Below are 12,237 nucleotides of genomic sequence, written 5' to 3'. Positions count from 1 at the left end.
CATACTCGAGTTTGAGAATAAACGGGTATCCAATACGGACACCCGATTCAATTCCTACCAGCGATAGTGAGCAAACGCTTTGTTCGCTTCAGCCATCTTGTGCGTGTCTTCACGCTTTTTAACTGCTGCACCGGTGTTGTTAGCAGCGTCCATGATCTCGTTAGCAAGACGTTGTTCCATGGTTTTCTCTCCACGGTTACGGGAGTAGTTAACCATCCAACGCAGGCCAAGAGTGGTACGGCGCTCCGGTTTTACTTCGATTGGTACTTGGTAGTTAGCACCACCTACACGGCGAGCTTTAACTTCCAGTACTGGCATTACGTTTTTCAGTGCTTCTTCAAACACTTCCATCGGGTTGCGACCTGTGCGCTCCTGGATGATGTCAAATGCGTTGTAGAGAATGTTCTGAGCTACACCACGCTTACCATCCAACATCAGGCGGTTAATCAAGCGAGTAACCAACTTGCTGTTGTGAATAGGATCAGGCAGCACGTCACGACGGGTTACAGGACCTTTACGAGGCATCGTATTCCCTCCTTCTTTTCGTTATAAATTCACGCCACTTCACAGGCGTTTTTTTATTACTTCTTCGCTGCTGCTTGACCTGGCTTCGGACGCTTAGTACCGTATTTGGAACGACCTTGTTTACGGTTGTTCACACCAGCAGTGTCAAGAGCACCACGAACGATATGGTAGCGTACCCCTGGCAAGTCTTTTACACGACCGCCGCGCACCAGCACGACGCTATGCTCTTGCAGGTTGTGGCCAATACCACCGATGTAAGCTGTTACCTCGATTCCGTTAGTCAAACGCACACGAGCGTATTTACGCAACGCGGAGTTCGGTTTTTTCGGAGTCATGGTACCTACACGAGTGCAAACACCACGTTTTTGAGGAGAGCTTTGGTTAGTTTGGCTTTTCTTGAAGCTGTTGTACCCCTTTTGAAGAGCTGGGGACTTCGACTTCACAACCTTATCCTCGCGACCTTTACGCACCAATTGGTTAATTGTAGGCATGATGTTACCTCCCTTCTTAATACCCAATCTTCAAGACCACAGATCCAGGTGAGTCATTTTTAGGTCAAATAGAAAGTCCTTGTCCAGCATTACGCAACGTGTAAGCCGCTGACAAAAACATCGTTAACCACTTTTTTTAATCGCAGCAGTAGCCGCTCCCACTTCAATTCCGCACGCTTTGCCTAAGCGATACATGGAATCTACATGAATGACTGGAACACCCTTCTCTTTGCAAAGGAGCTCGACTTTTTGGGTCAAACGCTTATCTGCATCAACAGCGATATACACCGCTTCTACCTGTTGGTTTTCCACAGCTTTGATCGTCTGCTTAATGCCGATTGTCAAGTCCTTGGCCCGCTCTACTTTTTCATAAGACATGATTCTCATATCCTCCAAAGTACAGATGTCAGGCACACTTGAATATAATATCAGGTGGGCTAGTTGTTGTCAACGCCCATTTGATATTTTTATTTAGGAAAGCGCCCACCAATCGGTGATGGGCGCTTTTCCCGCCATTACTCTACAGAAACTGCTTCTTGCTCAGCTTTCGCTGCTTCCAGCTCTGCTTCGTAATCTACTTGACTAGCAACTTTTACATTGCGGTAACGTGACATACCGGTACCTGCTGGAACCAGCTTCCCGATAATAACGTTCTCTTTCAAACCTAGCAAGCGGTCCACTTTTCCTTTGATCGCTGCATCGGTAAGAACGCGAGTCGTTTCCTGGAAGGATGCTGCCGACAGGAAGGAGTCGGTTTCGAGGGATGCTTTGGTGATCCCCAGAAGAACCGGACGGCCCACTGCTGGATTTCTGCCTTCCATGAGAACTTTAGCGTTCGCTTGCTCAAATTCAGGAACCTCTACATAGGAACCTGGCAAGAGGTCTGTATCTCCGCTGTCGATAACGCGCAATTTGCGCAGCATCTGACGAATCATTACCTCTACGTGCTTGTCGTTAATTTCTACCCCTTGCATACGGTAAACTTTTTGTACCTCTTGCAAGATGTAGTTGGAAACGCCGCGCATACCACGAACTTTGAGCATTTCTTTCGGGTCTACGGAACCTTCCGTGAGCTCGTCACCAGCATTCAGCTTGACACCAACAGAAACCTTGATGCGTGAGCCATACGGTGCTGCATACACTTTGTTCTCCGCTTCTCCACGTACTTCGATCTCGCGACGATCTTTCCCTTCGCGAATATCAACAACTTCACCATCAATTTCGGAGATGACTGCTTGCCCTTTCGGATTACGCGCTTCGAACAACTCCTGAATACGCGGCAAACCTTGGGTAATATCGTCTCCCGCAACCCCACCGGTATGGAAGGTACGCATGGTCAGCTGGGTACCCGGCTCACCAATGGACTGAGCAGCGATAATACCGACTGCTTCTCCCACTTCCACCTCGGCTCCTGTTGCCAGGTTGCGTCCGTAGCACAGTTTGCAGACACCATGGCTGGTACGGCAAGCAAGTACGTTACGGATGTAAACGTCAGTGATTCCAACTTTTTCGATATACTCGGCAACCTCTTCAGAGATCTCCTCATTGCGGTGCACGATAATTTCTTTTGTCTCAGGGTGGCGCAAAGTCTCGAAGCAAGTACGTCCTACCAGACGGTCAGACAGCTTCTCGATTTCTTCTTTACCATCCTTGATCGCTGTTACACGGATACCTTTATCTGTTCCGCAATCGGTTTCGCGTACAATCACGTCTTGGGCAACGTCTACCAGACGACGAGTCAGGTAACCCGAGTCCGCTGTACGCAAGGCTGTATCGGCGAGACCTTTACGCGCACCGTGCGTGGAGATAAAGTACTCCAATACCGTCAGACCTTCACGGAAGTTGGATTTAATCGGCAACTCGATGATTCGACCGGATGGGTTTGCCATCAGACCGCGCATACCAGCCAGCTGAGTGATCTGGGATACGTTACCACGGGCACCGGAGTTCGCCATCATGAAGATCGCATTGAACTTATCCATGGACTTCATCAAAACGTCTGTTACTTCATCCTTCGCTTTGGACCAGATGGAGATTACGCGGTCATAGCGCTCGTCTTCGGTGATCAAACCGCGACGGAACTGCGTCATGACAGTTGCAACCTTTTCATCCGCTGCGTCGAGGATGTCTTTTTTCTTTCCTGGTACCGCAATGTCCGCTACAGCAATCGTGATACCTGCTTTTGTCGAGTACGTGAAGCCCAGTTCCTTGATTCTGTCGAGAATCATGGACGTTTTCATCGTACCGAAGCGACGGAAGCACTCGGAAATGATCGTTCCCAAGAAGCCTTTCTTTACTGCACCCGGGTCAGGCAGGTTCTTGATGAACTCTGAAACATTTGTACCTTTATCAAAGATAAAGCACTCGTCTGGAACCATAAATTGCAGGTTAGCCTTGGTGGGTGCATTGATGAACGGCAGATCTGCAGGGAATATCTCGTTGAAGATCACTTTCCCTACTGTCGTTACGAGAAGCGCGTTCTCTTGACGTTCAGTAAAGCTGGTTTTGTTCAGGCGTTTCGCTGGCAGAGCAATGCGCGTATGCAGGCTGATAAAGCCTTGCTGATAAGCGGCAATCGCATCGTGAGGATCGCGATAGATCGTACCCTCGCCTTTGTCGCCCTCACGTTCCAGTGTCAGGTAGTAGGAACCAAGCACCATGTCCTGGGATGGTGTTACTACCGGTTTACCGTCTTTCGGGTTCAAGATGTTCTGCGCTGCCAGCATGAGGATACGTGCTTCTGCCTGTGCCTCAGCAGACAACGGAACGTGAACCGCCATTTGGTCACCGTCAAAGTCCGCGTTGTACGCTGTACAAACGAGTGGATGCAGACGGATCGCACGGCCTTCAACCAGAACTGGTTCGAATGCCTGGATACCCAGACGGTGCAAGGTGGGGGCACGGTTCAACAGTACCGGATGCTCGCGAATAACGTCCTCGAGAACGTCCCATACCTCTGGCTGAACGCGCTCAACCTTGCGCTTTGCGCTCTTGATGTTGTGAGCGAGGCCTTTGGAAACCAGCTCTTTCATCACGAACGGTTTGAAGAGCTCTAGTGCCATTTCTTTAGGCAAACCGCACTGATACATCTTCAGGTTAGGTCCTACAACGATAACGGAACGACCGGAGTAGTCAACACGCTTACCGAGCAGGTTTTGACGGAAACGACCTTGTTTACCTTTCAGCATGTGGCTGAGAGATTTCAAAGGACGGTTACCTGGTCCTGTTACCGGACGTCCACGACGACCGTTATCGATGAGCGCGTCTACTGCTTCCTGCAGCATGCGTTTCTCGTTTTGTACGATAATGTCAGGAGCACCCAGTTCGAGCAGGCGCTTCAGACGGTTATTACGGTTGATTACACGGCGGTACAGGTCATTCAGGTCGGAAGTGGCAAAACGTCCACCATCCAACTGAACCATTGGACGAAGCTCTGGCGGGATAACCGGCAGTACGTCGAGAACCATCCAATCCGGGTGGTTACCGGAGTTGCGGAATGCCTCGAGCACTTCCAGACGCTTGATCGCACGGTTGCGACGCTGGCCTTGTGCTGTTTTCAAATCTTCTTTTAGCGTTTCCACGTCTTTATCCAGATCGATTTCAGCAAGCAGGCGCTTGATCGCTTCTGCTCCCATCATCGCTTGGAAGGAGTGGCCGTATTTCTCACGATAGTTGCGATACTCTTTTTCGGAGAGCAATTGCTTTTTATCGAGAGGAGTGTCACCTGGATCGGTTACTACGTAAGAAGCAAAGTAGATAACTTCCTCCAGGGAACGAGGGGACATGTCGAGCACCAAGCCCATACGGCTCGGAATCCCTTTGAAGTACCAGATGTGAGAAACTGGGGCAGCCAGTTCAATGTGCCCCATGCGCTCACGCCGTACTTTGGCGCGGGTCACTTCCACGCCACAACGGTCGCACACTACACCTTTATAACGAACACGCTTGTATTTACCGCAATGGCATTCCCAGTCCTTGGTCGGTCCAAAGATGCGTTCACAGAACAAGCCGTCTTTTTCCGGTTTCAGTGTGCGGTAGTTGATCGTCTCTGGCTTCTTCACTTCCCCGAAAGACCACGAACGGATCTTATCGGGGGAAGCCAAGCCGATCTTCATATATTCGAAGTTGTTCACGTCAATCACAGGGCGTTACCTCCCTTGGTACCGGAATCTTACTCGTCGTTCAAGCTTCCGCCTTCGAGAACGAGGTTCAGTTTTTCACCGTTGCCTTCATCCTCGTCTTCCATTTCACGCATTTCAATCTCCTGCTCGTCTCCGGACAGAATCTTCACGTCCATACCCAAGCTCTGGAGTTCCTTGATCAATACCTTGAAGGACTCTGGAACACCTGGTTCTGGAACGTTTTCGCCCTTAACGATCGCTTCGTACGTCTTCACGCGGCCCACGACGTCATCCGACTTGACAGTGAGAATTTCTTGCAAGGTGTAGGCAGCACCATATGCCTCCAATGCCCAAACCTCCATCTCCCCGAAACGCTGTCCACCGAATTGAGCTTTACCACCCAATGGCTGCTGCGTAACAAGAGAGTAAGGACCAGTAGAACGAGCATGGATTTTATCGTCAACCAAGTGAGCCAGTTTCAGCATGTATACGCAACCTACCGTTACACGGCGGTCAAACGGTTCACCTGTACGACCATCGAACAAGATCGTTTTTCCGTCACGATCCAGACCTGCTTCTTCCAACGTTTCGAATACTTCTGCCTGACGTGCACCGTCGAATACCGGCGTTGCTACGTGGATACCCAGAAGCTTCGCTGCCATACCCAAGTGAGTCTCCAATACCTGACCGATGTTCATACGCGAAGGTACGCCCAACGGGTTGAGTACGATCTCTACTGGAGAGCCATCTGGCAGGAACGGCATATCTTCTTCCGCCATGATGCGGGCGATAACCCCTTTGTTACCATGTCGACCGGCCATTTTGTCACCCACGGAGATTTTCCGTTTTTGGGCGATGTAAACGCGAACGAGTTGGTTTACGCCTGGTGGCAATTCGTCGCCATTCTCACGCGTAAATACTTTAACGTCTACGATGATACCGGAACCACCATGCGGTACGCGCAGGGATGTATCACGAACTTCACGAGCTTTTTCACCGAAGATGGCATGCAGGAGGCGTTCTTCTGCTGTCAGCTCAGTAACCCCTTTAGGTGTAACCTTACCAACGAGAATGTCGCCGTCCTGAATCTCCGCACCAACACGGATGATACCGCGTTCGTCCAGGTTTTTCAGAGCATCTTCCCCAACGTTTGGAATATCGCGAGTGATTTCCTCTGGACCCAGCTTGGTGTCGCGAGCTTCGGACTCGTATTCTTCAATATGGATAGACGTATACACGTCATCTTTTACAAGTTTTTCACTCAGAAGAATCGCGTCTTCGTAGTTGTATCCTTCCCACGTCATAAACGCAACGATTACGTTACGACCGAGAGCCAATTCACCTTTTTCAGTGGATGGGCCGTCCCCAATGATATCGCCTTTTTCAATCCAGTCCCCAGTGCTTACAATTGGACGCTGGTTGATGCAGGTACCTTGGTTGGAACGGATAAACTTGTGCATTTTGTATTTATCGAGATCGCCGGCAACTTTTCTTCCGTCGATTTCTTGGTAACGACGAATCCAGATTTCGCGAGCCGTTACGCGCTCTACTTGACCCGGATGCTTGGCAACGATCGCCACGCCGGAGTCTTGCGCTGCTTTATGTTCCATACCCGTACCGACAAACGGTGCTTGTGGAATCAAAAGCGGAACGGCCTGCCGCTGCATGTTTGAACCCATCAGTGCGCGGTTGGCGTCATCGTTCTCGAGGAACGGAATCAGCGCTGTCGCTACGGATACAACCTGCTTCGGAGATACGTCCATGAAGTCTACCTTGTCGCGCGGTACGCTCAAGATCTCACCTTTACGACGGCAGATTACCATGTCGTTTACGAAACGACCATCTTCATCAAGTGGCTGATTCGCCTGTGCCACGTTGAACACGTCTTCCTCATCAGCAGTCAAGTAGCTGATATCAGTCAACACGAAGCCCGTTTCCGGATCTACTTTACGACGAGGCGTTTCAATGAATCCGTAATCGTTAATGCGTGCAAAGGACGACAGGGAGTTGATCAAACCAATGTTTGGTCCCTCTGGCGTCTCAATTGGACACATACGACCGTAGTGGGAATGGTGAACGTCGCGCACTTCGAAGCCCGCGCGCTCACGCGTCAAACCACCAGGTCCGAGTGCGGACAGACGGCGTTTGTGCGTCAGCTCAGCCAATGGGTTTGTTTGATCCATGAACTGAGACAGCTGCGAGCTACCAAAGAACTCCTTCAGTGATGCAATCACTGGACGGATGTTAATGAGAGCTTGCGGTGTAATTTGGTTTTGATCCTGGATGGACATGCGCTCACGAACCACACGTTCCATACGGGACAAACCGATACGGAATTGGTTCTGTAGAAGCTCACCCACGGAACGCAGACGACGGTTACCCAAGTGGTCGATATCGTCTGTGGAACCTACACCGTGCAAGAGGTTCATGAAATAGTTGATCGCCGATACGATATCCGCCGGCGTAATATGTTTGAAGGACTTATCTACATTTCCGTTTCCGATTACTTTGATGATCTTGCCATCCTCAATCGGAGAGAAAATATTGATAGATTGCAAATGAATCGCTTCATCTTCCAATACACCGCCATGCGTACGAACATCGATAAAGCCGATGTTTCCTTCCAGCGCTGGCACGATGCGATCAAGGACACGACGGTCAATCATTTGACCTGCTTCGGCAAAAATTTCACCTGTTGTCGTATCGACCAGCGTCTCAGCCAAACGTTGGTTGTACAGACGGTTTTTCAAATGAAGCTTTTTGTTCATTTTGTAACGACCAACAGAAGCCAAATCATAGCGCTTAGGGTCGAAGAAACGAGAGATCAAGAGGCTCTTCGCATTTTCGACTGTTGGTGGCTCACCCGGACGAAGACGCTCGTAGATTTCAATGAGCGCTTTTTCCGTAGAATCGGTATTGTCTTTTTCCAGCGTGTTCTTGATGTATTCATCTTCACCCAGCAAGTTGAGAATCTCAATGTCGGAACCAAAGCCCAACGCACGCAAAAGAACCGTTACCGGGATTTTTCGCGTACGGTCGATGCGGACATAAATAACGTCCTTCGCATCGGTCTCCAGCTCCAGCCAAGCACCCCGGTTCGGGATTACTGTAGCTGTAAACGTCTGCTTGCCGTTTTTGTCCACTTTGGTGTTGTAATATACACTGGGGGAACGAACAAGCTGGCTGACAATAACGCGCTCAGCACCATTAATAATGAAGGTTCCCGTTTCGGTCATGAGCGGGAAGTCCCCCATGAATACTTCTTGTTCCTTCACTTCTCCCGTCTCTTTGTTCAACAAACGTACCTTCACACGCAGAGGCGCCGCATAGGTGACGTCACGTTCTTTCGACTCGTCAACATCGTACTTCGGCTCTCCCAAGCTGTAGTCGATAAACTCCAGCACGAGATTACCTGTGAAGTCCTGGATTGGCGAAATGTCTTGGAACATCTCACGGAGCCCCTCATCAAGGAACCACTGGTAGGACTTTTGTTGAATCTCGATGAGATTTGGAAGGCCCAGCACTTCGTTAATACGTGAATACGTACGACGCTGGCGGTGTCGGCCACTTTGAATCACTTTACCTGCCAACTTATTCACCCCTCAGGTTGTGTTTTCACACATAGAAACTCGGCATTCGGCAACTTCTTTCAGTCGCATTCGAATGCCTAAAAATAAAAATGGGTTAAAGCAGCTTCAACCATTTTTAACCCAGAGAAACTCTATTTTAAAAGAATTCCCATGTTTTCACGCAAACATTCCTATCTCAGGAAAAAAGTAGAAACGCTTGACAGACAGGGAATTGCTGAAAAATAGACATTTATCCCATATTGACATTTTATAATGCTACCACATTCAATTATTCGCGTCAAGAAAACTTTTCTAATGATTTCTTCTTGCTTATTTGATTGCCCTGAATATGTGATAGCCTTTTTCCCGATCTACCTCTATTACTTCCCGGTACGTTTCCTGTAGCTTCTTCAATGCGGATGGGGCGCCTTGCTTCTTCTGAATGACAACCCACATTTCTCCACCTTCTACTAACAGGTCGTATCCTTCTACAAAAATGCGATGAACGATTTCCTTACCCGCACGAATAGGCGGATTGGTCAGAATGACATCAAACTGCTCGCCTTGTACGCCGTTGTAGACATCACTCACTCGAACCTCAACATTTTTAATACCATTTGCTTCTGCATTACGACGAGCCAGGTTAACCGCACGCTCGTTCACGTCGATCATCGTCACCCGACCATGATCAGCAAGCTTGGCAGCCGTCAATCCCATCGGACCATACCCGCATCCCACATCAAGCACACGCGCATGACTGTCGATCTCCATGTTCTCGATGAGCAATACACTTCCAAAGTCAATCCGGTCTCGGGAAAAAACGCCAGCATCCGTTATGAAACGAAATTCATTACCACGGAGCTTGAACGTAAATTGCTGTTCATCATGTGCAGCGCCCGGTTGATTGGTATAGTAATGGTCTGCCACGTGTGATTCACCCTTCCTCATCGTTTAAATAAACCTTTATCATCAAAAGTTTATAGAAAATCCCCCTGCCGCAGGCAAGGGGATATCCTAAAGGAAGCTAACTTACTTTACTTCTACTTGAGCGCCAGCTTCTTCGAGTTTTGCTTTGAGGGCTTCTGCTTCGTCTTTGGAAACGCCCTCTTTGAGTGTTTTTGGAGCGTTGTCTACCAGGTCTTTTGCTTCTTTCAGACCCAAGCCAGTCAGCTCGCGAACAACTTTGATTACGTTGATTTTGGAAGCGCCGCCGCTTACCAGGTTTACAGTGAACTCAGTTTGCTCAGCAGCAGCTTCTGCTCCGCCACCAGCAACTACAGCTACAGGAGCAGCAGCAGTTACGCCGAATTCTTCTTCAATTGCTTTTACCAGATCGTTCAGTTCGAGAACGGACATGCCTTTAATGGCTTCCAAGATTTGGTCTTTAGACATTTGTAAATCCTCCATTCAAGGAATAGTATTTGTAAAACATTAACCGATCAGACGATTACGCGCCTTGACCTTCTTTTTGTTCTGCCACTGCTTTGACTGCCAGTGCAACGTTGCGCATTGGAGCTTGCAGGACGGAAAGAAGCATGGACAAGAGACCTTCGCGGTTCGGCAGGGAAGCCAGAGCTTTAATTTGCTCAGCATCAACTACTTTACCCTCGATAACGCCACCCTTGATTTCCAGCTTGTCGTTTTTCTTAGCGAATTCAGCGATAACTTTCGCTGGAGCGATGATATCCTCTTTGGAGAACGCCAGAGCGTTTGGTCCAGTCAGATATTGATCCAGTTCAGTCAGGCTTTCCTTCTCAGTAGCCAAACGAGTCAGGGAGTTTTTCAACACCTGGAACTCAACACCAGCTTCACGCAATTGCTTACGGAGCTCAGTTACTTGTGCTACTGTCAGACCGCGGTAGTCAGCTACCACTGTAGTTTGGCTTTCGCGAAGTTTAGTTGCGATTTCGTTGATCGCTTGTACCTTTTCTTCACGAATAACGGTTGGACGAATTTCTGCCATTGATTACACCTCCCGTGCTCTAATCCTAGAAAATGAAGAATGCCCTCGCAGACTCACGAGGGCATAATGCTATATCGTCAAAGGAAAACAGCGTTTCCTCATTCGTACATTACACGCCTCGGAGGGATATTAAGCGTTACTCTCACAAGCACCGCACCTTCTGTCTACGGCATATTCTTTTCATCAACAGGGACTATCTTAACAACTCCCATAAAGGAAGTCAAGTGTCATTATTTTACAGCTACGCGTACGCCAGGGCCCATAGTGGAGCTCAGGGTTACGTTTCTCATGTAAACACCTTTAGCAGCAGCTGGTTTCGCACGGTTCAGTGCTTCAGTCAGAGCAGCCAGGTTTTCTACCAGTTTGTCAGCATCGAAGGATGCTTTTCCGATAGGAGCGTGGATGTTACCCGCTTTGTCTACACGGTACTCAATTTTACCTGCTTTGATTTCGTTAACCGCTTTGGTTACATCGAAAGTAACTGTACCGGTCTTAGGGTTTGGCATCAGGCCTTTTGGACCGAGTACACGACCCAATTTACCTACTTCACCCATCATATCAGGAGTAGCTACTACAACGTCAAAGTCGAACCAGCCACCTTGAATTTTCGCGATCATGTCTGCATCGCCTACGAAGTCTGCGCCAGCTGCTTCTGCATCTTTCGCTTTTTCGCCTTTTGCGAATACGAGAACACGTTGTACTTTACCAGTACCATGTGGCAATACAACTGCGCCACGAATTTGTTGGTCAGCACGCTTAGGATCTACGCCCAAACGGAAAGCTGCTTCAACAGTTTCATCGAATTTAGCTGTAGCTGCTTTTTTAACCAGCTCAACGCCTTCAACTACTTCGTAAACTTTGTTTTTATCAACGAGCTTTACAGCCTCTTGATATTTCTTACCTTTTTTCGCCATGATTAAATCTCCCTTCAATGTGGTCGTAGCGGTTGATCCTCCCACAGACAGGGGGGCACAACGTCTGTGCCCCCTTGCACTCAAGACAATTAGTCTTCGATTACGATACCCATAGAACGAGCTGTACCTTCTACCATGCGCATAGCCGCTTCTACGGATGCAGCATTCAGGTCAGGACGCTTCAGTTCTGCGATTTCACGAACTTTATCACGCTTCAGCGTAGCAACCTTTGTTTTGTTTGGTACGCCAGAACCGGACTCGATACCAGCAGCTTTCTTCAACAGAACTGCAGCTGGAGGAGTTTTTGTGATAAAAGTGAAAGAACGGTCTTCAAACACGGTGATTTCCACCGGAATGATCATACCTACTTCGCTTTCAGTGCGAGCATTGAATTCTTTACAGAATCCCATGATGTTTACACCAGCTTGACCGAGAGCCGGACCTACTGGAGGTGCAGGATTCGCTTTACCTGCTGGGATTTGTAATTTAATTACGCGGATAACCTTCTTAGCCACGTAACACACCTCCTTACTTCACATGTGGTTATTACGGGGGAATGCCCCCTCCCACCGTTTTTTGAAAGTCTGTATGTAAAAGACTTTCGATCTATAGTGAGAGTGCAAGAAACCCCAAATAGTGTTGTGGGATTGTTAA

10 protein-coding genes and 1 other annotated feature are annotated in these 12,237 nt (G+C 48.7%); all 10 genes read right to left on the bottom strand.

Annotated features, from left to right (window positions below):
- Nucleotides 1-54 precede the first annotated feature (54 nt).
- Nucleotides 55-525 (bottom strand): 30S ribosomal protein S7, encoded by a 471-nt coding sequence (gene rpsG, locus HP567_RS03925; protein WP_007716226.1) that lies wholly within the window; start codon nucleotides 523-525, stop codon nucleotides 55-57.
- Nucleotides 526-581: 56 nt separating this feature from the next.
- Nucleotides 582-1,016 (bottom strand): 30S ribosomal protein S12, encoded by a 435-nt coding sequence (gene rpsL / locus HP567_RS03920; protein WP_012683978.1) that lies wholly within the window; start codon nucleotides 1,014-1,016, stop codon nucleotides 582-584.
- Nucleotides 1,017-1,139: 123 nt separating this feature from the next.
- Nucleotides 1,140-1,394 carry a 50S ribosomal protein L7ae-like protein gene (locus HP567_RS03915; RefSeq protein ID WP_173612326.1) on the bottom strand — a complete coding sequence of 85 codons (255 nt, stop codon included), beginning with the start codon at nucleotides 1,392-1,394 and terminating at the stop codon, nucleotides 1,140-1,142.
- A gap of 137 nt (nucleotides 1,395-1,531) precedes the next feature.
- Nucleotides 1,532-5,158, bottom strand: coding sequence for a DNA-directed RNA polymerase subunit beta' (gene rpoC / locus HP567_RS03910; RefSeq protein WP_173612325.1), 3,627 nt, complete (start codon nucleotides 5,156-5,158; stop codon nucleotides 1,532-1,534).
- A 29-nt stretch (nucleotides 5,159-5,187) separates the two neighbouring features.
- The gene (gene rpoB, locus HP567_RS03905) at nucleotides 5,188-8,727 is read right to left on the bottom strand and encodes a DNA-directed RNA polymerase subunit beta (protein WP_173612324.1); all 3,540 of its coding nucleotides are present in this window, start codon (nucleotides 8,725-8,727) and stop codon (nucleotides 5,188-5,190) included.
- A gap of 309 nt (nucleotides 8,728-9,036) precedes the next feature.
- Entirely contained in the window at nucleotides 9,037-9,633 is a 597-nt protein-coding gene (locus tag HP567_RS03900) for a class I SAM-dependent methyltransferase (protein WP_173612323.1), read from the bottom strand.
- A gap of 102 nt (nucleotides 9,634-9,735) precedes the next feature.
- A complete protein-coding gene (gene rplL / locus HP567_RS03895) occupies nucleotides 9,736-10,098 on the bottom strand; it encodes a 50S ribosomal protein L7/L12 (protein ID WP_007716218.1) in 363 nt (120 codons plus the stop codon).
- A 55-nt stretch (nucleotides 10,099-10,153) separates the two neighbouring features.
- Nucleotides 10,154-10,669: a 50S ribosomal protein L10 gene (gene rplJ, locus HP567_RS03890; RefSeq protein WP_173612322.1), complete on the bottom strand. Its 516-nt coding sequence runs from the start codon at nucleotides 10,667-10,669 to the stop codon at nucleotides 10,154-10,156.
- Nucleotides 10,670-10,693: 24 nt separating this feature from the next.
- Nucleotides 10,694-10,857, bottom strand: a sequence feature (ribosomal protein L10 leader region).
- A 42-nt stretch (nucleotides 10,858-10,899) separates the two neighbouring features.
- Nucleotides 10,900-11,583 carry a 50S ribosomal protein L1 gene (gene rplA / locus HP567_RS03885; RefSeq protein ID WP_016742853.1) on the bottom strand — a complete coding sequence of 228 codons (684 nt, stop codon included), beginning with the start codon at nucleotides 11,581-11,583 and terminating at the stop codon, nucleotides 10,900-10,902.
- An 89-nt stretch (nucleotides 11,584-11,672) separates the two neighbouring features.
- The gene (gene rplK, locus HP567_RS03880) at nucleotides 11,673-12,098 is read right to left on the bottom strand and encodes a 50S ribosomal protein L11 (RefSeq protein WP_005828886.1); all 426 of its coding nucleotides are present in this window, start codon (nucleotides 12,096-12,098) and stop codon (nucleotides 11,673-11,675) included.
- Nucleotides 12,099-12,237 lie beyond the last annotated feature (139 nt).

The organism is Brevibacillus sp. M2.1A (assembly GCF_013284355.2).
In the GTDB taxonomy this organism is placed as follows: domain Bacteria; phylum Bacillota; class Bacilli; order Brevibacillales; family Brevibacillaceae; genus Brevibacillus.
This window is presented reverse-complemented; position numbering and strand designations above follow the sequence as displayed.